This is a genomic window from Niveispirillum fermenti, from assembly GCF_048066175.1.
Taxonomy (GTDB): domain Bacteria; phylum Pseudomonadota; class Alphaproteobacteria; order Azospirillales; family Azospirillaceae; genus Niveispirillum; species Niveispirillum fermenti.
In genome coordinates, this window is sequence record NZ_JBLTXA010000022.1 from 54697 (window position 1) to 78664 (window position 23968).

The 23968-nt window shown below is 66.6% G+C and carries 26 protein-coding genes; 17 read left to right on the forward strand and 9 right to left on the reverse strand.

What is annotated here, in order from left to right:
• Positions 1–209: 209 nt before the first annotated feature.
• From ACM9LZ_RS18435 to ACM9LZ_RS18450, 4 genes are all read left to right on the forward strand, one after another.
• Positions 210–1061 carry a SirB1 family protein gene (locus tag ACM9LZ_RS18435; protein WP_416620978.1) on the forward strand — a complete coding sequence of 284 codons (852 nt, stop codon included), beginning with the start codon at positions 210–212 and terminating at the stop codon, positions 1059–1061.
• A 102-nt stretch (positions 1062–1163) separates the two neighbouring features.
• On the forward strand, positions 1164–2114 hold the full coding sequence (gshB, locus tag ACM9LZ_RS18440) for a glutathione synthase (protein ID WP_416620979.1): 951 nt from the start codon (positions 1164–1166) through the stop codon (positions 2112–2114).
• Positions 2115–2278: 164 nt separating this feature from the next.
• The gene (locus ACM9LZ_RS18445) at positions 2279–4138 is read left to right on the forward strand and encodes a DUF885 domain-containing protein (RefSeq protein WP_416620980.1); all 1860 of its coding nucleotides are present in this window, start codon (positions 2279–2281) and stop codon (positions 4136–4138) included.
• Between the two features lie 146 nt (positions 4139–4284).
• Positions 4285–5217 carry a 5'-methylthioadenosine/S-adenosylhomocysteine nucleosidase gene (locus ACM9LZ_RS18450; protein WP_416620981.1) on the forward strand — a complete coding sequence of 311 codons (933 nt, stop codon included), beginning with the start codon at positions 4285–4287 and terminating at the stop codon, positions 5215–5217.
• Here the strand turns inward: ACM9LZ_RS18450 and ACM9LZ_RS18455 are convergent.
• Positions 5195–5506 (reverse strand): 4a-hydroxytetrahydrobiopterin dehydratase, encoded by a 312-nt coding sequence (locus ACM9LZ_RS18455; RefSeq protein WP_416620982.1) that lies wholly within the window; start codon positions 5504–5506, stop codon positions 5195–5197. The genes ACM9LZ_RS18450 and ACM9LZ_RS18455 overlap by 23 nt on opposite strands.
• A gap of 219 nt (positions 5507–5725) precedes the next feature.
• Here ACM9LZ_RS18455 and ACM9LZ_RS18460 point away from each other — a divergent pair, with 219 nt between their 5' ends.
• Entirely contained in the window at positions 5726–6133 is a 408-nt protein-coding gene (locus tag ACM9LZ_RS18460) for a metallopeptidase family protein (protein WP_416620983.1), read from the forward strand.
• 71 nt (positions 6134–6204) lie between these two features.
• Here ACM9LZ_RS18460 and ACM9LZ_RS18465 read toward each other — a convergent pair whose 3' ends face one another.
• A complete protein-coding gene (locus ACM9LZ_RS18465; protein ID WP_416620984.1) occupies positions 6205–6360 on the reverse strand; it encodes a hypothetical protein in 156 nt (51 codons plus the stop codon).
• Positions 6361–6378: 18 nt separating this feature from the next.
• Between ACM9LZ_RS18465 and ACM9LZ_RS18470 the strand changes: the two genes are divergently transcribed.
• Entirely contained in the window at positions 6379–6747 is a 369-nt protein-coding gene (locus ACM9LZ_RS18470) for a ribbon-helix-helix domain-containing protein (protein ID WP_416620985.1), read from the forward strand.
• A 34-nt stretch (positions 6748–6781) separates the two neighbouring features.
• Here ACM9LZ_RS18470 and ACM9LZ_RS18475 read toward each other — a convergent pair whose 3' ends face one another.
• The gene (locus tag ACM9LZ_RS18475) at positions 6782–7282 is read right to left on the reverse strand and encodes a PaaI family thioesterase (protein ID WP_416620986.1); all 501 of its coding nucleotides are present in this window, start codon (positions 7280–7282) and stop codon (positions 6782–6784) included.
• Positions 7283–7441: 159 nt separating this feature from the next.
• On the opposite strand from ACM9LZ_RS18475, the gene ACM9LZ_RS18480 reads away from it, so the two are divergent.
• Positions 7442–8926 (forward strand): pentapeptide repeat-containing protein, encoded by a 1485-nt coding sequence (locus tag ACM9LZ_RS18480; protein WP_416620987.1) that lies wholly within the window; start codon positions 7442–7444, stop codon positions 8924–8926.
• A 7-nt stretch (positions 8927–8933) separates the two neighbouring features.
• Complete coding sequence (locus ACM9LZ_RS18485) at positions 8934–9674, forward strand: DUF599 domain-containing protein (RefSeq protein WP_416620988.1); 741 nt, start codon at positions 8934–8936, stop codon at positions 9672–9674.
• A 122-nt stretch (positions 9675–9796) separates the two neighbouring features.
• Here ACM9LZ_RS18485 and ACM9LZ_RS18490 read toward each other — a convergent pair whose 3' ends face one another.
• The gene (locus ACM9LZ_RS18490; RefSeq protein ID WP_416620989.1) at positions 9797–11047 is read right to left on the reverse strand and encodes an Hsp70 family protein; all 1251 of its coding nucleotides are present in this window, start codon (positions 11045–11047) and stop codon (positions 9797–9799) included.
• A 179-nt stretch (positions 11048–11226) separates the two neighbouring features.
• Between ACM9LZ_RS18490 and ACM9LZ_RS18495 the strand changes: the two genes are divergently transcribed.
• From ACM9LZ_RS18495 to ACM9LZ_RS18505, 3 genes are all read left to right on the forward strand, one after another.
• On the forward strand, positions 11227–11601 hold the full coding sequence (locus ACM9LZ_RS18495; protein ID WP_416620990.1) for a helix-turn-helix domain-containing protein: 375 nt from the start codon (positions 11227–11229) through the stop codon (positions 11599–11601).
• A gap of 106 nt (positions 11602–11707) precedes the next feature.
• Positions 11708–12166 carry a Fur family transcriptional regulator gene (locus ACM9LZ_RS18500; protein WP_416620991.1) on the forward strand — a complete coding sequence of 153 codons (459 nt, stop codon included), beginning with the start codon at positions 11708–11710 and terminating at the stop codon, positions 12164–12166.
• A 6-nt stretch (positions 12167–12172) separates the two neighbouring features.
• On the forward strand, positions 12173–12415 hold the full coding sequence (locus ACM9LZ_RS18505) for a hypothetical protein (protein ID WP_416620992.1): 243 nt from the start codon (positions 12173–12175) through the stop codon (positions 12413–12415).
• A gap of 102 nt (positions 12416–12517) precedes the next feature.
• Here the strand turns inward: ACM9LZ_RS18505 and ACM9LZ_RS18510 are convergent, their stop codons facing one another.
• Both ACM9LZ_RS18510 and ACM9LZ_RS18515 read right to left on the reverse strand, forming a co-directional pair.
• Complete coding sequence (locus ACM9LZ_RS18510; RefSeq protein WP_416620993.1) at positions 12518–13111, reverse strand: glutathione S-transferase family protein; 594 nt, start codon at positions 13109–13111, stop codon at positions 12518–12520.
• Complete coding sequence (locus tag ACM9LZ_RS18515) at positions 13108–13566, reverse strand: VOC family protein (protein ID WP_416620994.1); 459 nt, start codon at positions 13564–13566, stop codon at positions 13108–13110. The genes ACM9LZ_RS18510 and ACM9LZ_RS18515 overlap by 4 nt, the downstream gene beginning before the upstream one ends.
• 177 nt (positions 13567–13743) lie before the next feature.
• Here ACM9LZ_RS18515 and ACM9LZ_RS18520 point away from each other — a divergent pair, with 177 nt between their 5' ends.
• Positions 13744–14622 carry a LysR family transcriptional regulator gene (locus ACM9LZ_RS18520; protein WP_416620995.1) on the forward strand — a complete coding sequence of 293 codons (879 nt, stop codon included), beginning with the start codon at positions 13744–13746 and terminating at the stop codon, positions 14620–14622.
• Positions 14623–14640: 18 nt separating this feature from the next.
• Here the strand turns inward: ACM9LZ_RS18520 and ACM9LZ_RS18525 are convergent, their stop codons facing one another.
• The 3 genes from ACM9LZ_RS18525 to ACM9LZ_RS18535 all read right to left on the reverse strand — a co-directional run bounded on the left by ACM9LZ_RS18525 (position 14641) and on the right by ACM9LZ_RS18535 (position 18636).
• A complete protein-coding gene (locus tag ACM9LZ_RS18525; protein WP_416620996.1) occupies positions 14641–17511 on the reverse strand; it encodes a [protein-PII] uridylyltransferase in 2871 nt (956 codons plus the stop codon).
• A 148-nt stretch (positions 17512–17659) separates the two neighbouring features.
• Complete coding sequence (locus ACM9LZ_RS18530; RefSeq protein ID WP_416620997.1) at positions 17660–18175, reverse strand: hypothetical protein; 516 nt, start codon at positions 18173–18175, stop codon at positions 17660–17662.
• A gap of 176 nt (positions 18176–18351) precedes the next feature.
• Positions 18352–18636 (reverse strand): BolA family protein, encoded by a 285-nt coding sequence (locus tag ACM9LZ_RS18535; RefSeq protein ID WP_416620998.1) that lies wholly within the window; start codon positions 18634–18636, stop codon positions 18352–18354.
• An 83-nt stretch (positions 18637–18719) separates the two neighbouring features.
• On the opposite strand from ACM9LZ_RS18535, the gene ACM9LZ_RS18540 reads away from it, so the two are divergent.
• The 5 genes from ACM9LZ_RS18540 to cobT all read left to right on the forward strand — a co-directional run bounded on the left by ACM9LZ_RS18540 (position 18720) and on the right by cobT (position 23924).
• Positions 18720–19667: a DMT family transporter gene (locus ACM9LZ_RS18540; protein WP_416620999.1), complete on the forward strand. Its 948-nt coding sequence runs from the start codon at positions 18720–18722 to the stop codon at positions 19665–19667.
• A gap of 76 nt (positions 19668–19743) precedes the next feature.
• On the forward strand, positions 19744–20334 hold the full coding sequence (locus tag ACM9LZ_RS18545) for a J domain-containing protein (protein WP_416621000.1): 591 nt from the start codon (positions 19744–19746) through the stop codon (positions 20332–20334).
• A 44-nt stretch (positions 20335–20378) separates the two neighbouring features.
• Entirely contained in the window at positions 20379–21383 is a 1005-nt protein-coding gene (cobS, locus tag ACM9LZ_RS18550) for a cobaltochelatase subunit CobS (protein ID WP_416621001.1), read from the forward strand.
• A 235-nt stretch (positions 21384–21618) separates the two neighbouring features.
• A complete protein-coding gene (locus tag ACM9LZ_RS18555) occupies positions 21619–21903 on the forward strand; it encodes a hypothetical protein (RefSeq protein ID WP_416621002.1) in 285 nt (94 codons plus the stop codon).
• Between the two features lie 131 nt (positions 21904–22034).
• Positions 22035–23924, forward strand: coding sequence for a cobaltochelatase subunit CobT (cobT, locus tag ACM9LZ_RS18560; protein WP_416621003.1), 1890 nt, complete (start codon positions 22035–22037; stop codon positions 23922–23924).
• The last annotated feature ends 44 nt before the right edge of the window (positions 23925–23968 follow it).

The following is a 23968-nucleotide window of genomic DNA, read 5'->3' on the forward strand; positions in this document are numbered from 1 at the left end:
AAGAAGGGGTATTAATGTTTTGGTAACCATATATCGGCCCGACGCAGTTTTTACGGGCAATTTCCCACCGCCGCAACAGATGGCGACGCCGGGTCTGATCCGCCTTTACCGAAATACGGAACCGGCCGGTTGATGCTTCTGCTCGACACTGCCGGCCCGGCTGCGCTATGGGAGACGCGGTTACTCCATCGGATGAGCATGTTCCGCCAGTGACGTCACGCCAACAGGCCCTGGAGATCCTGCGCCATGCGGGCCGGATCGCGGATGAGCAGATCGACCTGGGTGAAGTCGCCCTGGCGCTGGCCCTGTTGGATCACCCCGTCGCCGACCTTTCCGCCTATCGCCGCCATCTGCTGGCCCTGGGCGAGGAATTGGGCCGTGCCGTCGCATCGGGCCCCGATCTGCCGTCCCTGGCGGGCAAGGTGGCGGCGCTTGAACAGGTGCTGGCCGGAACCCATGGCTATGCCGGCGACAGCGAGACCTATACCGACCTGCAGAACGCCAACCTGATCCGGGTGATCGACCGCCGCCGCGGCCTGCCCGTGGCACTGGGCATCCTGGCCATGGTGGCGGCCCGGGCCAATGGCTGGACTGTGATGGGGCTGAACTTTCCCGGTCATTTTCTGATCCGGCTGGACCATGGCGGCGGGCGGCAGATACTGGACCCGTTCCATGGCATGCTGCCTCGTGAACCGCACGAACTGCGCGACCTGCTGAAACAGTCCCAGGGGCTGGAAGCCGAACTGTCGCCCGACCATTATGCACCCGTATCGAACCGGGAAGTGCTTTTGCGCCTGCAGAACAACCTGAAGCTCCGCCACCTGTCGTCGGACCAGCCCGGCAAGGCGCTGGTTGTGGTGGAGGATATGTTGCTGTTCGCGCCGGACCATATCGGGCTGTGGCGGGAATCCGGCCTGCTGAACGCGCATCTGGGCAATCTGTCGGCCGGCATCGCGGCATTTGAGCATTTCCTGCGGCTGGGCCGCGACCGGGGCGCCTCGGCCCGGTTGCTGGACAATACCGAAGCGCTGCTGCGCCAGTTGCGAAGCCGGCTGAATTGAACCTCCTTGCCTGTGACGGCGCGCATGGCGTCGCTGCGGGTGCGGCCCCCATGTCTTGTTCATACCATTCTGTCCGCCCCTTCCCGTGCCGGAGATGACCCCATGACCCTCAAGGTCGCCATCCAGATGGACCCGATCGAGTCCATCAATATCGATACCGACAGCACGTTCATGATGGCGCTGGAGGCCCAGCGCCGTGGCCATGAATTGTGGCATTACCACCCGCGCGACCTGGCTTTGCGCGGCAACCGGCTGTTCGCCCGCATCCGGCCCATGAAGGTGCAGCGCGAGCGTGGCAACCATCATGTCATGGGTGCGGCAGAGACGGTGGACCTGTCCAATATGGACATGGTGCTGATGCGCCAGGACCCGCCCTTCGACATGGCCTACATCACGGCCACGCATCTGCTGGAGCATATCCATCCCGAGACGCTGGTCGTGAACGACCCGGCATCGGTGCGCAACGCGCCGGAAAAGCTGTTCGTCACGCATTTTCCCGACCTGATGCCGCCCACCGTCATCACCTCATCCCGTGACGAGGTGCTGGCCGCGCGGGCGGAATGGAAGGATATCATCGTCAAGCCGCTTTACGGCAATGGCGGGGCCGGTGTGTTTCACGTGAAACCCGATGACGAGAATCTGGGCGCCCTGCTGGAGACCTTCACCCAGCTTTACCGTGAGCCGGTGATCGTCCAGAAATACCTGCCGGAGATCCGCAAGGGCGACAAGCGGATCATCCTGGTGGATGGCAAGCCGGCGGGTGCCGTGTCCCGCATCCCCCAGGACGGGGAGGCACGGGCCAATTTCCATGCCGGCGGCAGTGCCGGCAAGACCGCGCTGACCCGACGCGAGCAGGAGATCTGCGAGGCGATCGGCCCGACGCTTCGCCAGCAGGGGCTGCTGTTCGTCGGCATCGACGTGATCGGTGACTATCTGACGGAAATCAACGTCACAAGCCCGACAGGTATCCAGGAGATCAACCGGCTGGACGGTTCCGCCATCGAAGCCACCCTGTGGGACGCGATGGAAGCCCGCTACGCCGCCACGCGGTGAGGGGCAGGGGGCGGGGGCCGGCGGTGACATCGCCCGGCCCCTTTTCCGTTTGAAGGTTGAGATTGATCCCCCGGGGCCGCCCGACCGGACAGGCTGGCGTGGGGGGGAGGCAAGGGGGGAACCCCACTGCGCGCGACAATAACCGGATAAAAAGGCAATCCATCATGCTCACCCTTTCCCGCCGCCGGCTTCTGGCCGGCACCGCCGCCATTTCACTGACGGCCTTGTCCCGCCCCGCCTGGACCCAGGTTCTGCTGCCGCCGGGGCCGCTGGCGCTGACCGATGCGGCCGTGCCGAAATCGCCCGGCGACGTGGCGGCGCTGCATGCCTTCTTCGCGGAGGTGTATGAGGCGGAATTGTCGCTGTCCCCACAGGCCCAGACGGCCCGCGGCCGCAAGACCAATTACGACCGGCTGGATGATGACAGCGACGGGTTCGCCGATGCCGAGGCGGAACGGACGAAGCAGGCCCTGTCCCGTTTGCGCGCCGGCTGGGACCCGGCGGTGCTGCCCCCGGCCGAACAGCTCAATTTCCGCCTGTTCGAGGCGCGGTGCGAGCAGGCCATCGAGGATCATCGCTGGCGTGCGCATGATTATCCGCTGAACCATCTTTACGGCCGGCATACCGGGCTGCCCAGTTTTCTGGCCAACCAGCATGCCGTGGCCGATCTGTCCGACGCCCAGGCCTATCTGGCCCGCCTGAATGCCATTGCCCGCGTCATCCGCCAGAATATCGACCGCGGGGAGGACAGCGCCGCCAGGGGCATCATCCCGCCGAAATTTTCCCTGGCCAAGATGCGCCGGGATATCCGGGCCGTCATTACCGGCGCTCCCTTCGACCAGGGGCCGGACAGCGCGCTTTACGCCGATTTCAAGAAGAAGATCGCTGCCCTGTCCATCCCCGAGGCGGAAAAGGCCCGGCTGGTGTCGGAAGCGGCTTCCATTCTGACCGGCAAGGTCAAGCCGGCCTATGAGGCGCTGGACGCCGCCGTGGCCAAGCTGGAGGCCCGGGCCACGGATGATGACGGCGTTTGGAAATTGCCGGACGGGGAGGCCTATTATCAATATTGCGTGGCCCGTTCGACCACGACCCGCATGACGCCTGCGGAAATACACCAGCTTGGCCTGGAGCATGTCGACCTTCTGCAGAAGGACATGCATGGCATCATGCAGAAGGTCGGGTTCAAGGGCACCCTGGCGCAGTTCTTCGAGCATCTGCGTACCGATCCGCAATTCTATTTCAGCAATGATGATGCGGGCCGCGCCGCCTATCTGGCGCATTGCGAGCAGGTGATTGCCGATTATGCCAAGCGGCTGGACGAATGGTTCATCACCAAGCCCAAGGCGCCCGTCATCGTGAAGCGGGTGGAGCCCTATCGTGAAAGGTCGGCCCCGCCGGCCTTCTACAATTCCCCCGCACCCGACGGCTCGCGTCCCGGCATCTTCTATGCCAACCTGGCCGATATGCGTGAAATGGCCAAATGGCAGGCCGACGCCATCGTCTATCACGAGGCGATACCCGGCCATCACATGCAGATCGCCATTTCCCAGGAACTGGGCGATGTGCCGGAATTCCGCCGTTATTCGTTCTTCGGCGCCTATATCGAGGGCTGGGGCCTGTATGCCGAGCGCCTGCCGAAGGAGTTCGGCTTCTATCAGGACCCCTATGCCGATTTTGGCCGGCTGACGACGCAAATCTGGCGCGCCGTGCGCCTGGTGGTGGATAGCGGCATCCATGCCAAGCGCTGGACCCGTGGACAGGCCATCGATTATTTCGTGGCCAACACGCCGCTGAACCGCGACCAGGTGATCCGGGAGGTCGATCGCTACATCGTCAATCCGGGGCAGGCCACCAGCTATTATGTCGGCATGCTGCGCGTGCTGGACCTGCGCGATCAGGCCCGCAAGGCGCTGGGCGCCAAGTTCGACCTTCGTGGCTTCCACGAGGTGGTGCTGCGCACGGGGGCGGTGCCGCTGGATGTGCTGGGCGAACAGGTGCAGGCCTGGGTGAAGAAGGCGGCCTGACGGCGGCGGCGGGCAGGGGCCGGGACAGGACAAGGGCGGGTGGAATGGGCTGGCAGGCGCCTGGCGCATCGTTTCCTTACCGGTTGACGCCGGCCCCCGGCACCTTCCACCATAGGCCATCTTGCACTGCACCATGGGTGAGGGTGATGGTACGCCTGCTTTGCGTCCTGGCAGCCTGTCTGCTGTTCCTGGCACCCGCGCGGGCCGAAAGGCTGGATGAGGTGCCGCGCACGGCCATCATGTCGGCCTTTGCTCCGGAACTGGTCGGGCTGCTGGCCGCCACGCGGGACAAGCGGATGGTCAGCGTGCATGGCGTGGATTTCACGCTGGGCCTGCTGGCCGGCCGTCCCGTCGTGCTGGTCCTGTCGGGGGTCAGCATGGTCAATGCCGCCATGACGACGCAGATGCTGCTGGACCGGTTCCAGGTGGATGCCCTGCTGTTCAGCGGCATTGCCGGCGGGCTGGATGCCGGCCTGCATATCGGCGACGTGGCCGTTCCGCGCCGCTGGGGCCAGTTCCTGGAAAGCCATTTCGTGCGGCAGGACGCGGATGGCACCCTGCGGCCCGTGCCCTGGGCCAGCCTGCCCTTTCCGGCGCATGGGGCGATCCAGCCCTCCAACGCCTATGTCCGCGTGCCGGGCCGGACGGAACCCCTGCGTAAGTTCTGGTTCGAGGCCGATGCCGCCCTGATGGATCTGGCCGGCAAGGTGGTGCCGGGTGTGAAGCTGGACCGGTGTGCCGCCAACAAGACATGCCTTGATACCACCCCGCGGGCGCTGGTCGGCGGCGACGGGGTGTCGGGTCCGGCCTTCGTCGACAATGAAGGCTGGCGGGCCTATCTGAACGGCACGATCGGGGCGCAGGTGGTGGATATGGAAAGTGCCGCCGTGGCGCTGGTGGCCGAACAGAACGGCATCCCCTTCATCGCGTTCCGCAGCGTGTCGGACCTGGCCGGCGCGGACCCGGACGAAAACCGCATGCACATTTTCATGGCATTGGCTGCCAGCAATGCCGCCAGGGTGCTGATGGCTTTCCTGGCGGCGATGCCGCCGGCGCTCAGCCCGCCGCCTGTTCCATGAACAGGGCCATCTGGATATCCAGGCTGGTCACCCCGCCGGCATCATGGGTGTTCAGCACCACATCGACGCGGTTATAGACATTGAACCATTCGGGATGGTGATCGATCCGGTCGGCCAGCAACGCCACCCGCGTCATGAAACCGAACGCCTCGTTGAAATCCTTGAACCGGAAGCCCTTGACGATGGCCGTCCCGTCCGCACGCAGTGTCCAGCCGGGCAGGCCGGCCAGCGATGCGGCGATGGCCTCCTTGTCCAATTTGGTTGGACGGCCCAATTGGGATTGTGTCATCTGTTCCACCTGATCAGGATCGCCTAAGCAGATTTTCCGAACGCCGCCCACACGTGGGCGGGCTCGGACGATCAGCAAATCATAGAGTCAGCGGGCTGCTCCGGGCCGGGCCATGTGTGGCCCGATCTGGGGGAACCTGCTTAGTCCGTTGGTGGACCGGTGAGGGTCCGGCGTCAAGCCGGATCGTCGCCACCGCCGCAGACCCCGCGGAAAATGCCCATGCCCTCGCTACGCCGCTTCACCACCGCCCCGACCCTGTCCGAAATGGAAGGCATCGCTGCCCGCGCCGCGGAATCCATTCCCGACGCGCTGCGTGCCCATGTGCGCAATGTGCTGATCCGGGTGGAGGATTTTCCCGACGAGGAGACAGAGCGCGAAATGGGCCTGGAAAGCCCGTTCGATCTGCTGGGTCTGTATCGCGGGGTCGGGATGCCGTGGCAGAGCGTGACACATCCGCGCCTGGAACCCGACCTGATCTTCCTCTATCGCCGCCCCATCCTGGATTACTGGTGCGAGACCGGAGAGGATCTGGACCATCTGATCCGCCATGTGCTGATCCATGAGATCGGACATCATTTCGGCTTCAGCGACGCCGACATGGAAGCGCTGGAAGCCCAGGGCGACTGATCCGCAACCGGTTGCGATGGCGGGCGGGCCGGGGATGGCCGGCGCTTCGGGTGGCTTTCCCCTCTGCCCCGTCACGCCGAAACGCCGCGTGCCGATGCGCGCATGCAGGAATATTCCTGCCTTATCCTGACTTTGGTCGGATTTTGATTGAACAGGTCATATGCCTTGGCATATTGGTTTATGCGGGCGTTGCTGATGCGCAGGCGACGCCCGGCATCGACGACCAATGATCGGGAGGTTCACCCTTGCCACCGCGTTCCAAGCGCTTCACCAGCGAAGACCTGCCCGACGGCAGCAGTACGCTGGTCATCCGCAATGTGGTTGTGCTGGGCAAGCGCACCAGCCTGCGGATGGAACCGGAAATGTGGGACGCGCTGTCCGATGTGGCGGCGCGTGAAGGCTATAATGTCCACGATATCTGCACCTGCATCGTGGAACGAAAGCCGGCCGCCGCCTCGCTGACGGCGGCCATCCGCGTGTTCCTTGTGAATTACTACCGGCTTGCCGCGACGGAGGAAGGGCATGTGCGCGCCGGCCACGGCACGGGCAGCCCCGATATCATCGCCGCCGCCCTGAACCTGCAGGCCGGTCCCCCCGGCCCGCTGCAAGGATAACTACCATAAGATGAATAAATAATAGTGTAACCAGTCAACGGCCGGCATGCACCATGCACGTGGCCGTGCCATGGGCATAAAGCCGGCCATCATCCTCACCGATCAGCCGGCCTTCGGCCAGGTACAGGGTGCGGCCGGCATTGATCACCCGGCCTTCCACCCGGACCAGGCCGGCATCGCGCAGGAGGGGGCGCAGGAAATTCACCTTCAGTTCGACGGTGCCGTATCCCACGGCCGCCGGCAGCAGCGTATGCACTGCGCAGCCCATGGCACTGTCCAGCAAGGTGGCTGCGAAGCCGCCATGGACGGTGCCCAGCGGGTTCAGCACATGGTCGCCGGGCCGCCCGCGGAACACGACCGCACCTTCGCCGATCTCCTCCTCCGCCAGGTCCATGCCAAGCGTGGCCGCCATGCTGGGCGGCGGCAGTTCGCCGCGCGCGATGCGGCGGATGATATCGATCCCTGGCAGTGTCGCCAGTAAGGCAGGGTCGATGGGCGTCACATCCCAGTCATAGGTTCGGCTGCGGCGGCTCATGCTGGCAGGCTCCATAAAAGAACGAACGGTCGTATTATGGCCGATTGGCCGCCGGGGTCAACCATTCGCGGGATGCATCGCCGGCCCGATTGTGGGCGACCCTTCTCTAGCGTAGGGTGTGGAAACAGAAAGAAAAAACCACGAACCGGGTGCCCCGCCATGAAAGATCAAGCCCCGCCGGCCCGCGACCTGGATTTCCTGCGCAAGGAATTCCAGCTTCATCGCCAATGGCTGGACGGCAAGGGCGGGCGCCGTGCGGAATTGCAGTTCCAGGACCTGTCCGGTCTGTCGCTGAAGGGCGCCCGCCTGGCGGAAGCCAAGCTGGCCGGCGCCAGCCTGTCCGGCGCCAACCTGGAAGGGGCGGACCTGGCCCGCGCCGACCTGTTCGGGGCCGACCTGGAAGGGGCTGAACTGACAGGGGCCAACCTGATGGGGGCCGATCTGCGCGGGGCGAACCTGCACCGGGCCACCCTGAACGACGTGATCCTGCGCGGGGCCGATTTCCGGTCCGGCACGCTGACCGACAATGGTGGCAATACGCGCTGCGACGGGGCCGCCGTGCTGACGGAGGCGCGGCTGGAACGCGCCATCCTGTGTTCGGCCAAGCTGACGGGCTGTGACCTGACGGGGGCCGACCTGATGGATGCCGATCTGTCGGGCGCCGACCTGTCGAAATGCGTCATGCTGGGCGTCGATCTGTCGGGCGCCAACCTGTCGGGCGCGCAACTGGCTGGCACCGTGGTGGATGCCGACATGCTGGCGCGCGGCCGGCACCTGCCCGACGGGGCGGCCACCATGCTGGCCGAACCGCCGCGCCGCCGTATCCCCGCGGCGGAACTGCAGGCCCTGGTCGACGCGCATGAGAAATGGGTGGAAAGCAGCGGTGCGACGGGCGCGCGGCTGGACCTGGACATGGCGGAACTGGACCCCGCCATGCTGCATGGCCGCAACCTGGCGGGTGCCCGGCTGCGCCGCTGCAGGTTGTCGGCGGCCGACTGGGCCGACAACCGGCTGGAAATGGCCGACCTTTCCTATAGCGACCTGTCCACCACAGTGCTGGACGGATCGGTCATGGCCGGGGCGACGCTGCGCCGGGCCAACCTGTCAAACGCGCATCTGGCCGGCGTGCAACTGACGGCACAGCCCATGTCCGGCGGGCGAACCTGGCCCGCCAACCTGGACGGCGCCAATCTGCGCGGGGCCGACCTGACCAACGCCGTGCTTTCCGGTGCCATCCTGCGCCGGGCCGATCTGGCCGGTGCCATTGTCACGGGCGTGAACATGCGCGGGGCGGATCTGGCCGGCGCCACCCGCACGGGGGAGGGCGATGCCCGGCAGCGCCGCCGCCTGCGCCGTTTCACCCACCCCGCCCTCGCCGTGGGCAGCCGCAAGGGCACGGCGCGGTCGCGCAACTGGTCCTTCGGCGGCATCTCGCTGGACGCCGATCCCGGCCTCTACCATGAAGGTGAACTGGTCACGCTTCTGGTGGGGGCGCCGGGCGGCGGGGACCCGGTTCCGGTCCAGGCCAAAGTCATGGCGCTGGACGGCGGGGCCCGTTCCGTGTCACTGAAGTTCGAGCCGCTGACGCCGGAACTGAAATCCTATCTGAACGGGTTGGTGGCGCCGCGCTATCGCCTGGGGTGATCACACCATGCCCTCGCTTTTCACCTCGCTGACGCTGCTGGACGGGCTGGCGCTGGCCTGGTTCTGGCTGTTCTGGTGGGGTTATGGCTGGCTGACCGACCGGGCGAAGGCGGCACCCGCCAGCCTGAACCAGCATATGCTGCGCATCCGCATCCGCTGGATGACCAACATGCTGTTCCGGGACAACCGGGTCATGGACAGCATGCTGATCGGCCACCTGATCCACAGCATTTCCTTCTTCGCCTCCACCACGGTGCTGGTGCTGGCCGGCCTGCTGGGCGTGCTGGCCGGGTCGGAGAATGCCTATAATGTCGTCATGGATGTCGGCTTCACCCAGCCCACGACGCGGGCCGTGTTCGAAGGCAAGCTGCTGTTGCTGCTGGGTATCTTCATCTACAGCTTCTTCAGCTTCACCTGGTCGGTGCGGCAGTTCAACTACACGATCGCGCTGATCGGCGGCGCCCCCCTGGAACCGGGGGAAGAGGCGATGATCACGGCCAAGGCTGCCGCCAAGATGATGACGCTGGCCATCACCAGCTTCAACCGCGGCCTGCGCGGCTATTATTATGCCTTCGCCAGCCTGGGATGGATGGTCCATCCCTATCTCTTCATGGCGGCCGTGGTGCTTGTCACCTATGTCCTCTGGCGGCGTCAGTTCAGGTCGGCGGCCTTCGATGCCGTGGCCCGTTATTCCGCCCATGGGCTGAACAGCCGGCCGGGTGGCGGCAGGGGTGGGGCTGCGATGTAGGGCGCCGGGGCCGGGGCATCGGCCTGTGCGTCAACTCGTGCCGTGGCGCGTGGCCGATCTCACGGGATGGGGGCGCTGGCGATTGAAGGCCGGCGAGCGGTTGCGGTCACCGGGAAGCGGTATCAGCGGTAACGCCGCCCCGCCTCGATGGTCAGGCCCAGGCCGACGGCACCGAACTTGTCACCTTCCACGATGCGCGCGCCGGGCAGGGCGCCCGTGATGGCGCCGCGCACGGCGGGCAGCAGGGTGGACCCGCCCGTCAGGAACACGGCATCCACCTGATCGGCCTGCAGGCCGGCCTGGCGCAGGCAATCGGCCGTCATGGCCGACAGCCTCTCCACGGGATCGCTGACGGCGGTGGCCAGGCGGGCGCGTGTCGCCGGCGCCTTCAGCCCCGCTTCCACGACGGACAGGTCGATGGCATGCGTGTCGGCGTCCGACAGGGCGATCTTGGCTTCCTCCACCTTCATGGCCAGCGCATGGCCCAGATGTTCCTCCAGCACGGTCAGAAGCCGCCGGATCAGGTGGGGATGCCGTGCCTCCCTGGCCAGCCGCTGCACATCGGCCTGCACGGCGGGACCGTAAAGGAAGTTGATCTTGGCCCAGGTCGCCAGATCGACATACAGATGGTTGGGCGTGACCAGCCCTTCACGCAGCAGGGGCGAGCGATAGCCCAGATGCGGCATCACGGCTTCCAGGCTCAGCAGCCGGTCGAAATCCGTGCCCCCGATGCGCAACCCGTCATTGGCCAGGATGTCGCCGGCCCGGTCGGCCTGGCGGGCGCGCTCCGGCCCGATGCGCACGATGGAGAAATCCGACGTGCCGCCGCCGATATCGGCTATCAGCGCGATCTGTTCGTCGTTGATCTGCGCTTCATAGGCCAGGGCGGCGGCGATCGGTTCGTACTGGAAGCTGACGTCGCGAAAGCCGCTGGCCCGCGCGATGTCGGCCAGGGCGGCTTCGGCCCGGGCATCGGCGGCATCGTCGCCATCCACGAAATGCACGGGCCGGCCATGGACGACATGGGTCAGTTCATGCCCGCACTGGCGTTCGCCCTCCTCGCGGATATGGCGGATGACCAGCCCGATCACCTCGCGGAAGCCGACGCGGCGCCGGCCGAGCAACGTTTCCTCATCGATCAGGCTGGTGCCCAGCACCGACTTGATGGACCGCATCAGCCGTCCGTCGCCACCCGCCACATAGGCGGCGATGGCGGCCCGGCCGAAACAGGGCCGGTGCGCCTCGAAATCGAAAAAGATGGCGCTGGGCAGCGTCGCCTGGCCGCCTTCCAGGGCCAGCATGCGCGGCCCCCGCCCATCCGCGACGCCCAAGGTGGAGTTGGAGGTGCCGAAATCCAGACCGCACGCCGCCATGACCCATCCCCGTTGCCGGCAAAAAGGGTGGGTTTGTAAGGGACGGGAAGGGGTCCGGTCAAGGCGCTGGGTTGTTGTGCCGGCCGTACCCATCCCGCCGCCGGTGCTTGCGGCCGTTTCCGATCGCTGCATTCCCCGCTATGCTGCCAGCCGGTTCAACATTCCCCGCCTGTGCGCCGATGACCCCCTTTGGTGACCGTGTCCGCCTGCTGCGCGCCCGCAAGGGCGTCAGTCTGAAGCAGATGGCCGATGAGCTGGAAATCTCCTCCGCCTATCTCTCGGCGCTGGAACATGGGCACAAGGGCCTGCCCTCGCCCATGCTGCTGCGTCAGATCTGCACCTATTTCGGCCTGATCTGGGACGAGGCGGAGGAGATGGAGCGGCTGGCAGCCCTGAGCGACCCGCGCGTGACGGTGGCCACGGGCGGGCTGTCGCCCGACCATACGCTGGTCGCCAACCTGCTGGCCCGCCGCATCGCCGACCTGTCGGCAGACCAGCTTTCCGCCCTTCTGGCCCTGCTGGGTGGCCGGATGACCCATTCCGACGGTGTATAATCCCGGTGCATGGGATTATAATGGCAAATCCTCTCGCCCTGGCCGGCGGGATCGTCCATATGTGGGCAAATGATTTTTGCCGTAGACCGGATCGGAGACGACGGACATGCCATCCCGCCTCGAACAGCTTTGTGTCCAGAAGGGTCTGAAAATGACCGAACAGCGGCGCGTGATCAGCCGTGTGCTGTCGGACAGCCAGGATCATCCCGACGTGGAACAGGTGTATCGACGGGCCGTGGAGATCGACCCTCACATCTCCATCGCCACCGTCTATCGCACCATGCGGCTGTTCGAGGAAGCCAACGTCATCGAGCGGCTGGATTTCGGTGACGGCCGCGCCCGGTACGAGGAGGCGCGCGATGAGCACCATCATCACCTGATCGATGTGCAGACGGGCAATGTCGTCGAATTCTCCAGCGAGGAACTGGAACTCATCAAGGAGAAGATCGCCGACGAGCTGGGCTATCGCCTGATCGGCCACCGGCTGGAGCTGTACGGTGTGCGCAAGGACCGTCCCATCGTGGAGCGGACCTATGTGCCGGGCAGCCATGGTTCCAAGGTCTGATCCGCCGTGACCCGCATCCCGAAGGAATTCCTGGGTCCCCCGTGCGCTGACCATCCCGCGGCCGGCAGCGGCGATTGCTGCCGCTCGGCCGTGACGCGCGCCTATCGGGAGATGCGCTCACGCGGCGTGCCCGACAGCCATTGCATGGATGCCGCCGTCGCCGTCTATCAATGGCACCATCCGGAGGCGATGGCGCCATCCGCCGCCGATATCGTCGGCATGTGGGTCACGGGGGCTGCCCGGCATTGACCCCGGTTGCGCTTTGCGGATGAAGGTCGGAAAGGCCGGCCGTCACCCCCCTGTGACGGCCGGCCTTTTCACATGATGGTCCGCGCCACGCCCCTGCCCGGCTCACGTGCCCGGCATGGGCCGATAGCCGGGCAGGGCCTTCACCCGGTCGATCCAGCGCCGGACATGGGCATAGGGGGCCAGGTCGATGCCACCCTCGGGCGCCAGGGCCACATAGGGGAACAGGGCGCATTCCGCGATGGTCGGGCGCCGGGCGGCCAGCCAGTCATGCGTGGCCAGATGGGCATCCAGCAGGGACAGGATGCGCGCCGCCTTGGCCAGCGTGTCGGCCTTGTCGATGGCATAGCCGAACCTGTCCACCAGCCGCGCGGCGCAGGGACCGTGCTGAATCTCGTTGGCAGCGGTGGACAGCCATTGCATGACCTCTGCCTGCTGGAAGGGTGCCGACGGCCACCAGGCCTCCCCGCCATGGGTGCCTGCCAGATAGACCAGGATGGCCTGGGAATCCCGCAGGATCCGGTCGCCATCCACCAGGACGGGCACCTGTCCCCAGGGGTTGAGGTCCAGCAGCGGCGGCCTTTTATGCTCGCCGCCCGCGACATCGACGGGCACGATGTCCAGATCGATGCCGGCCAGGGCCGCGAACAGCCGGACCTTGTAGCAATTGCCGGACAGTTCCAGATCGTAGAGCCTCATGCCGCGGCTTCCTCCTGCTGGATCAGTTGATTGAATTCCAGAACGTTGCCGTCGGGGTCGCGGATGAACAGCGCCACGCGGCGCGGACCGATCCGTACCGGACCTTCGGTGATGGCAATGCCCTGCCGGCCCAGCCACACCTGCAGCGCATCCAGATCATCGGTGACGAAGGCGGGATGGGTGATGCCGGGCAGCTTGACGGGCTCGTCCAGCAGGACGTTGCGGCCCTCCGGCCGTCGGGCGCCGTTGAAGATCAGGTTGATGCGGACCCCGTCGGGGCTCAGCATCTCGTTGGCTTCGTGGCTGGTGAAGCTGGCGCTTTGCACGAAGCCCAGGGCCCCATAGAAAGCCAGGGCGCGCTGCCGGTTGGTGACGCGGATGCCGACATGATCATAGGCCAGGATGCGCGACGGGTTGCCGCCGGGGGCCGGCGGACCGGAAAGGGGCATGTTCATCGAAAGACCTGCGGTTGGTTCCGGATGTCCCCAATGTGGCGGACCGGGCGCTGGCGACCAATGCCGGCGGGGTGACAGAACCTGTGCGGCTGGCGCAATAATACCAAGGGTCGAAATGTTTCAGCGTTGGTGTCGGCGGCCCCGGACGGGAGGAATGGTTTGGACCGGTTGAATGCCATGGCAACCTTCGTGCGCATCGTCGATGCCGGCAGCCTGAGTGCGGCGGCCGGGCAGACAGGCCGATCGGTGGCGTCTGTCGTGCGGACCCTGGCGGCGCTGGAAGCGCATCTGGGTACCCGGCTTTTGAACCGCACGACCCGGCGACTGGCGCTGACCGATGAGGGCGCGGAGTTCCTGGAATGGAGCCGGCGCATCCTGGCCGAGTTCGATGCCGTCGAACACCGGTTCGATGCGCGCCGCCAGGGTTCCGGCGGTCTGCTGCGCCTGACGGCGCCGGTGGAACTGGGCCGGCGCCATGTCGCCCCGCTGGTCGCGGCTTTCCTGCGGCAGCATCCGGCGATGCGCGTCGACCTTTTGCTGCTGGACCGCGTCGTCGACCTGCTGGAGGAAGGGCTGGACCTGGCCATCCGGATCGGGCATCTGCCCGACAGTTCCATGGTGGCGAAGACGGTGGGCCGCACGCGGCAGGTGGTTTGCGCCAGTCCGGATTTCCTGCAGGGCACCGGACCCGTTGCACACCCGTCGGATCTGCAGGCGCTGGACTGCATCGCCTTTCTGCCGCAGGACCGGCACTGGCATTTCCAGGTGGGGGACGACAGCGTGGCGGCGGCCATTTCCGCCCGCGTCGCCACCAATCAGGTCCAGCTGAACTGCGACATGTGCCTGCAGGGCCTGGGCGTCGCCCGGCTGCTGCACTACCAGGCGGCCGATGCGCTGGCCGACGGGCGGCTTGTCCGGCTGCTACGGCCGTTCGAGCCGCCGGACATTCCCATCCAGATGGTCTATCCGCATTCCCGGCTGCTGTCGGCCCGCGTGCGCCGCTTCATCGACTGGGCCGCACCCCGGCTGGAGGCGGCCCTGCCAGACCCGGGCTGATCGCGGCCCGCCGGCCGGTCAGGCGGCCTTCCTGCTACGGGGCTTGGCCAGCTTCACGGGCTCTGGTTCCCCTTCCGGCTCGGCCAGGGCGGCCAGCAGGGAGGCGCGGATATCGGCCAGCTTGCGCTCGTGCGTGATCTTCAGGCCGAACACATCCTTCACATAGAACACGTCGATGGCGACATTGCCATAGGTGGAGATCTTGGCCGAGGCGATCTGCAGGTTGGCCTGGGTCAATGTCCGGGTCAGCAGATAGAGCAGGCCCGGCCGGTCGCGGCCGTTCACCTCGATCACCGTGTGGTTGCCTGTGGCGGTATTGTCCACAAGCACGCGCGGCGCCACCTTGAAGGCGCGGGTCCGCGCCGTCTGTGGCGGCCGGCGCCGGGCCAGCTCATCGGCCAGCCGCAATTCGCCGGCCAGCACCTTGTCCACCATCACCGACAGGCGTGCCAGCTTGTCCCCGCTGTCGAACGCGCCGCCACCGGCCGCATGCACCGTGAACACGTCCAGCGCCATGCCGTTGGTCATGGTGAAGATGCGGGCATTGACGATATCCGCCCCGGCCAGGGCCAGCGCCCCCGCCAGGCGGGAGAACAGGCCCGGATGGTCGGCCGTATAGACGGTCACCTCCGTGATGGTCCGGCCACGATCGATGCGCGTATCCAGGGTCAGCGGCGCGCGCGTCCGTTCGGCCTCGCGCATCAGGCGGGCGTGGTGGGCCAGCGTCTGGGTGTTGAAGCCCAGCCAATAGGCGGGATAGGCACGGGCCAGATGCGCGTCGATATCGTCTGCCGACCAGTCGGTCAGGGCGGTGCGCAGGCTGGCCTGTGCCGCCGCCACGCGGGCGTCACGCCCCTCGGTGCCGACGGTGCCGGACATGTGTTCCTCGCTCCGGCGGAAAAGCTGGCGCAGCAGCGTGGCTTTCCAGCCGTTCCAGCGGCCGGGACCCACGGCCCGGATATCGGCCACGGTCAGGCACAACAGCAGCTTCAGGCGCTCCGGGCTCTGCACCAGGTCGACGAACTTGCCGATCGTCACCTCGTCATCCAGGTCGCGCTTGAAGGCGGTGGCCGACATGGCCAGGTGCCAGCGCACCAGCCAGACGACGGTCTCCGTCTCCTCCTCGCTCATCCCCAGGCGGGGGCACAGTTTCTCCGCCACCTTGGCGCCCAGGATGGAATGATCGCCGCCGCGGCCCTTGGCGATGTCATGCACCAGCATGGCGACATAGAGCGCGCGGCGGGAATTGACGGTGTGGATCACCTCCGACGCCAGCGGCACCTCGCCCGTCAGGTTCCCCTGCTCGATCTGGTGCAGGATGCCCACGGCGAACAGCGTATGCTCGTCCACCGTGAAATGATGGTACATGTCGAACTGCATCATGCCGACGATGCGGCCGAAATCCGGCACGAACCGGCCCAGCACGCCGGCCTCGTTCATGCGGCGCAGCGCCACTTCCGGGTCCTTGCGCGACGACAGGATCTCCAGGAACAGGCGGTTGGCCTCCCTGTCCTCCCGCAGCTTCGTGCCGATGCTGGACAGGGCGCGGGTGATGGCCCGCAGGGCGTTGGGATGGATGTCCAGCTCGTTTTCCTGCGCCACATGGAACAGGCGGATCATGTCGACGGGATGATCCTTGAAATGCCGGTCGGACTTCACGTTCAGGCGGCCGGCATCCAGGGTGAACCCCTCGAAATCGGCGCGCACGAAGGCGCGGCGCAGGAAGGCGAAGCGCGGCACGCGCTTGTTCTCCTGCTCCAGGTTGGCGCAGAAGATGCGGGTCAGGTCGCCGACATCCTTGGCGGTCATGAAGTAATGCTTCATGAACCGTTCCACGGCATTGCTGCCGGCATGCTCGGTATAGCCCAGGCGGCGGGCCATCTCGGCCTGCATGTCGAAGGTCAGGCGGTCTTCCTGCCGGCCCGTCAGGTAATGCAACTGGCAGCGGGCGGCCCACAGGAAGGACTCCGCCTTGGCGAAGCGCTGTGCTTCCTCTGCCAAAAGCACGCCCTTGGCGACCAGCCCCTCCACCTCATCCACCTGATAGGCGTATTTGGCGATCCAGAACAGGGTCTGCAGGTCGCGCAGGCCGCCCTTGCCCTCCTTGATGTTGGGTTCCAGCACATAGCGGCTGTCGCCCATCTTGCGGTGGCGGTCGTTGCGTTCCCCCATCTTGGCTTCGATGAAGGCGGTGACGCTTCCCGTGGCGGCCACCACATCCCTGGCGAAGCGCTGGCGCAGTTCCTTGAACAGCACCGCTTCCCCCCACAGGAACCGCGCTTCCAGCAGGCTGGTGCGGATGGTCATGTCCTCCAGCGACAGGCGGATGCATTCATCCACCGACCGCACGGCATGCCCGACCTTCCAGCCCAGGTCCCACAGCAGGTAGAGCATGTACTCCACCACCTGTTCCACGCGCGGCGTGCGCTTGTAGGGCAGCAGGAACAGCAGGTCCACATCGGAATAAGGCGCCATCTCCCCGCGGCCATAGCCGCCGATGGCTACAACGGCCAGCCGTTCCCCCTTGGTCAGTTCGGCCGTGGGATAGACATGGTCCAGCGTGAAATCGGCCAGGGCCTGCACGATGGCATCGGTCAGCCTGGCCGTCTGATGGACGCAATCATCGCCGCGATGGCGTGCCTCGAACCGGGACCGGATGGCGGCGCGCCCTTCCTCCAGCACGGATTTCAGCAGGGCCAGCACGGGCGGGCGCAGCCGGTCGATGCTGCAATCATGCTGTTCGACCAGGGCGTTCAGGCGCTTGGTGACGGTGCCACGGCCAGGGATGGCGGGATGGCGCACGCCATCGCCCCGGCGGGCGGAGGCGGGGTGCAGCTTGACCGGGCCGGTGGTGCCGGGCGGATTGGCGGACGGGATCGTATCGGGCATCTCTTCATTTCCGGGCATGTCCCTGCGCGACATCATGCCACGAAACATGCTGAAAGGCTTTGTCCTTCCGTATGTGAGAAGCCCCATATACCCTCTCCCTGCATTGATTTTTATCGAAACCCTGCTTGCGCCCGCCCCGGACGGGCCTTCACCTCCGCATGGCGCCCGCCAGAAGGCGCCGGGCGTTCTGGTTGGTTGCACGGTGATAGGGGGCGATGCCGCGCCCGCCCAGGCGGCTGGCTTCCAGCGCCATGCGGCCACAGGCGATCTCCGCGGCGTTCAGGCTGGTCTCCACATAATTGCCGGCCGCCCCGCCATAGCGGACGGGATCGGGTGGTGCCGCCAGGGACATGCCGGCCTTGGCCTGGGCCATGGCCTGCTGGGCCGCCCATTCCAGCCAGATGTCGCAAAGCGACCACATGCCGGCCGTCAGCGCGCGCTGGGCCTCCAGCGCCGCTTCCATCTTTTCCCAGACCATGGTGGTGAATTCGGGGTCCTTCAGCCGTGCCGGGTCGCAGCCCGCGGCGGCCAGGCGGATGGTGCGCAGACACATGGTCTGCTGCGCCGCCCACAGGGTCTCCCCGATGACAAGGCCGGTGGTGGCGATTTCCGCGGCGACTTCCACGCCGCGGATAGCCAAGGGTGGTGCGGACCTGCGGGCCATGGCCGTCCCCTCATCGCTTCGGCGCCGGCCCCGATGACCGGGCGCCTTCGTCTGAGGGATCAGAGTGTCATGTTGCGCTGCAAAATACCCTGCGACGCTCGGTCACAGCACCGACCGCGGCACCGACCGCGGCAGGGGTCGCGGCAAGGATCGCGGCAGGGATAGCAGCACCCTGGTCAGCCGGCCCCGGCTTCCGCCGGTGTCAGGGCCCGGACGGACAGGGCATGCACGCGCTCGGCCAGCTCGTCCGCGACGGCGCCATAGACCAGGCGCTGGCGTGCCACGCGCGACAGGCCCTGGAACCGGTCCGACACGATCACCAGATCGAAATGCGTCTCCCCGCCCGGATGGTCGGCACCCGCATGGCCGGCATGCTGGTGGGAGACATCCTTGATGGTCATGCTGTGCGGGGTTAGAGCCTGTGTCAGCTTGTCCCGCATGCGGGTCGCATAGGTCGTCATCCTGGTCCTCGGCGTCTGGTTCGGGTGCGGCCCCGCGCGGCGGGGCCTTCATGGCGTCATGGTTGAAGAGGTAGTGGAACATCATGCCGGATACCAGCCTGCCGAAGACCGCAGCCGACGGGGATGCCGGGCAGGGCGGGGGCCCGGTCCCGCGGTCCACGGCGCTGGTCCTGCTGCTGCTGGTCATTCTGCTGTGGGGCGTCAACTGGCCCGTGATGAAGGAGGTGGTGGGCCATATGCCGCCGCTGACCTTCGCCGCCTCCCGCCTGCTGCTGGGGGCGCTGTCGCTGCTGGCCTTTGCGGCGGCCACGCGGCAATTGCGTGTGCCGCACCGGGGCGACCTGCCGCTGCTGCTGTCGGTCGGCTTCATGCAGATGACGGTGTTCACGCTGCTGGTCACGGTCGCGGTGCAGCATGTGCCGGCCGGCCGGGCCGGCATCCTGGCCTATACCACGCCGCTGTGGGTCGTGCCGCTGGCCCTGGTCTTCCTGGGGGAAAGGGTCGGCTGGCTGAAGGCGCTGGGCCTGCTGGTGGGGCTGGCCGGGGTGCTGGTGCTGTTCAACCCGTCGGCCTTCGACTGGGCCGCCCCGCCGGTCCTGCTGGGCAACGGGCTGCTGATGCTGGCGGCCCTGATCTGGGCGGTGAACATCGTGCATGTGCGTGCCCACCGCTGGATCGGCACGCCCCTGACCCTGGCCCCCTGGCAGATGGGCATGGCCGCCCTGCTGGCCACGGCCGTGGCCCTGGCGCTGGAGGATGTGTCGCGCATCGACTGGTCGGGGCATCTGGTGGTGCTGCTGGTCTATAACGGTCCTATCGCCACGGCCTTCTGTTTCTGGGCCATGGTCACCGTCAACCGGGCCCTGCCGGCCATCACCACCTCGCTGGCCATGCTGGGGGTGCCCGTGGTGGGGCTGGTCGTGTCGGCGCTCTGGCTAGGGGAACCCCTGACCCTGACCAACCTAGCGGGGCTGGGCCTGATCGGCGCCGGCCTGGCGGCCGTGGCCCTGGCCGACACGCGCCGCGCCTGACAATAGCGCTTCCTGCGCATCGGCTTTTCGTCGGGTCTCGCTTGTCAGGCGCGGGGCGTCCCCCCATACTTCGCCGATGCATAAGAACAGGCCCGACCTCAGTTTCGATTTCCGGGAGGCGTCACGCACGCAGGTGCGGACGTGCGATCATCCCGGTTGTCTGGAGGCGGGCGAGCACCGTGCCCCCAAGGGGCGCAACCGGCTGAACGAATATTTCTGGTTCTGCCTGGGGCATGTGCGCGAATACAACAAGTCCTGGGACTATTACGCCGGCATGAGCCAGACGGAGATCGAGAGCCATGTCCGGCAGGATACGACCTGGCAGCGACCGACCTGGCCCATGGGCGACTGGCGCACGCGCGAACGCAACATGCGCGACAAGGTCTTCAATGGCGGCTTCGCCTTCGGCGCCGAATGGTCGGGGGAGGAGGGGGAAGCCCGCCGTCCCCCGCGCCACCGGCCGCGCACCCCGGAGGAAGAGGCGCTGGCCGTCCTGGACCTGGGGCCCGATGCCGATTTCGCCACCATCAAGGCGCGGTACCGCCAGCTTGCCAAGCTGCATCACCCCGATGCCAATGGCGGCGCCAAAGAGGCGGAGGAAAAGCTGAAATCCATCAACCTGGCCTATAACACGCTGAAGGCCGCCCATGGCGGCGGCGCGCAATAGCCCCCCCGATCCCCTTGAACCGGCATCCGATCGAAACGTGAAGAATGGCTTCTGACATGGTATCCAACAGCACGGCCACCCATCCCGAACTGCCCGACATCACGGTGTCCGTGCGCGAGGTTTTCGGTATCGACAGCGACATGCGCGTTCCCGCCTTCTCGGTCGCCACCGAGCATGTGCCGGAACGGGACAAGGCCTATCGCTTCGACCGCGAGACGACGATGGCCATCCTGGCCGGCTTCGCCTACAACCGCCGCGTCATGATCCAGGGCTATCACGGCACGGGCAAGTCGACCCATATCGAACAGGTTGCCGCCCGCCTCAACTGGCCCTGCATCCGCGTCAACCTGGACAGCCACATCAGCCGTATCGACCTGATCGGCAAGGATGCCATCGTGCTGCGCGACGGCAAGCAGGTGACGGAATACCGCGAGGGCATCCTGCCCTGGGCGCTTCAGCACCCCTGCGCCGTGGTGTTCGATGAATATGACGCCGGCCGGCCCGACGTGATGTTCGTGATCCAGCGCGTGCTGGAGGTGGAAGGCAAGCTGACCCTGCTGGACCAGAACAAGGTCATCCGCCCGCACCCCGCCTTCCGTCTGTTCGCCACGGCCAACACCGTGGGCCTGGGCGATACGACGGGCCTTTATCACGGCACCCAGCAGATCAACCAGGGCCAGATGGACCGCTGGAACATCGTGGCGACCCTGAATTATCTGCCGCATGCCGACGAGGTGCGGATCATCCTGGCCAAGGTGCCGGATTACGACAATGACGCGCAGCGCGGCACCGTCGCCGCCATGGTGCGCCTCGCGGAAATGACGCGCAGCGGCTTCATCGCCGGCGACATTTCCACGGTGATGAGCCCGCGCACCGTCATCACCTGGGCTCAGAACGCGGCCATTTTCGGCGGTGATGTCGGGTTCGCCTTCCGTGTCTCCTTCCTCAACAAGTGCGACGAGGTGGAACGCGCGACGGTGGCCGAATATTACCAGCGCTGTTTCGGCCAGGAACTGCCGACGGGCGCCTTCAAGGGCACGCTGGTCTGACGCAGGGGGTCTGCGCGGGGCAGCACCGGATGCCGGCCGGAGGGCCGGCCGGTGCCCGGGTACCGGTCGGCCGCGGGGGACCCCGATGTTCGGCCCGTGCCGGCTGGGGCCGGTTTCCCCCTTCTACCCCCTTTTTTCCGCGCGATTGCCTGGAAAACAGCCAATTGTCCGCTTCCCCGATTTCCGTTACCGTCACCCACGGGGCTGAAATTTCGGACTTTGGGAGAATGCGAGGATGACGAAGCGCTTTTTGGCGGTCGCGGCGGCCATGTTGACCGCCCTTCCGCTGCTGTCCGGGCCGGTGATGGCGCAGGACAAGCCGACGGGCAAGACAGAAGAGGTGAAGCCGGATGACGGCAAGCTGATCTGCCGCACCGACAACCCGACGGGTACGCGCGTGGGTGCCAAGAAAGTATGCAAGACCCGCACGGAATGGGCCGAATTCGTCCGCCAGCAGCGTGAGGACACGCAGCGCGTCCAGAACGAGGCCTTGAATGAGCGAATCCAGTCGGGCAACTGACCGCTGATCGGCGCAGTACCGGGTTGATGGGGCGACCGGGTGAAACGGATGGGCGGGAAGCTGCCCATCCGTTATTGTTTGTGCCGGCGGCATGGCCGCCATCGGCAGCAGACCAGCATCGAAGCGGACCCATGACCCAGGAATCCCCCGTCGAGACCTTCAAGCGCGCGACCACCGCAACCCTGCGGGCCATGGCCGACCGCAAGGATCTGGTGGTTGGTTTCTCGTCGGAGCCGCCGGGGCTGGCCGGTGCGCGTGTGCGCGTGCCCCTGCCGCCGCGCGACCTGAACCCCCGCGAGGTGGCCAATGTCCGGGGTTCCGCCGATGCCGCGGCCCTGCGCCTGCGCCACCATGATGCGGCCGTGCATGCCAACCGCATGCCTGTCAGCGAACAGGCCCGCCTGTCCTTCGATGCGCTGGAACAGGCCCGGGTGGAAGCCATCGGCGCCACGCAGATGGCCGGCGTGGCCGGCAACCTTGCCGCCGCGCTGGAGGAGAAATATCGCCGCCTGGGCTTCGACCGGCTCAACGATCCCGAACAGGTGCCCGTTCCCGATGTGCTGCGCCTTCTGGCGCGCGAGGCGATGACCGGCGCAAGGCCGCCGGAAAGCGCGCGGACCGCCATCGATCTTTGGCGCGGCAAGGTGGCGGAGAAGCTGGGCCACGGGCTGGACGGGCTGGCCGCCGTGATGGAGAACCAGGACGCCTATGCAAGGGCCGTGCGCCGTCTGCTGTCCGATATGGATATGGATGTGGGGGCCGAGCCCGACAGCCAGGACGGGGAGCAGGACGACGCACCGGACAACCCCGACAGCGGCGGCGACGACGACAAGGAGATGGACGGCCAGGGCGGGCAGCAGCAGTCCGGCGAGGATCAGTCCCAGGACATGCAGGACCAGGAGCAGCAGCGCCGGTCGGAGGAGGCGGGCGCCGGGGAGGAGGGGGAGCAGGCCGAAGGCGAGTTGGGCGAGGGCGAGGGATCGGAGGAACCGGGTCCCCCCGGCACCAGGCCGCGGGCCGAACGCGGCCGAAACGAGCCCGACGCCGGGGCCTACAAGCCCTATACCACCGCCTTCGACGAGGTGGTGGACGCCGCCGACCTGTGCGACGCCGACGAGCTGACGCGCCTGCGCCTGATGCTGGACCAGCAATTGCAGAACCTGCAGGGCGTGATCTCCAAGCTGGCCAACCGCCTGCAGCGCCGCCTGCTGGCCAAGCAGACCCGGTCCTGGGAGTTCGACCTGGAGGAGGGGATGCTGGATGCGGCGCGGCTGGCCCGTGTCGTCATCAACCCCACCATGCCCCTGTCGTTCAAGCGCGAGAACGAGACCGATTTCCGTGATACCGTCGTCACGTTGCTGATCGACAATTCCGGATCGATGCGTGGGCGGCCCATCTCCATCGCGGCCATGAGCGCCGACATCCTGTCACGCACGCTGGAACGCTGTGGCGTGAAGGTGGAGATCCTGGGCTTCACGACGCGCGCCTGGAAGGGCGGGCAATCGCGGGAAAACTGGATCGCCGCCGGCAAGCCGCCGGCACCGGGGCGCCTGAACGACCTGCGCCACATCATCTATAAGGGGGCCGACGCCCCCTGGCGCCGCGTGCGCCGCAATCTGGGCCTGATGCTGCGCGAAGGCATCCTGAAGGAGAATATCGACGGCGAGGCCCTGATGTGGGCGCATAACCGCCTGCTGGGCCGTTCCGAACAGCGCCGCATCCTGATGGTGATCAGCGACGGCGCCCCCGTGGATGACAGCACGCTGTCGGTCAACAGCGGCTCCTACCTGGAAAAGCATCTGCGCAGCGTCATCGAATGGATCGAGACCCGCAGCCCCGTCGAACTGGTCGCCATCGGCATCGGCCATGACGTCACCCGTTATTACCGCCGGGCCGTCACGATCATCGATGCCGAACAGTTGGGTGGCACCATGATGGAGAAGCTGGCCGAGCTGTTCGACGAGGATACGCGCCGCGGCTGGGGCGCCGCGCCGGCCCGCGCCGCCGGCGGACGCCGGTAACGCGCCCGCGCCCCCGACCTCATACTATTTTGCGGTGACCAGAG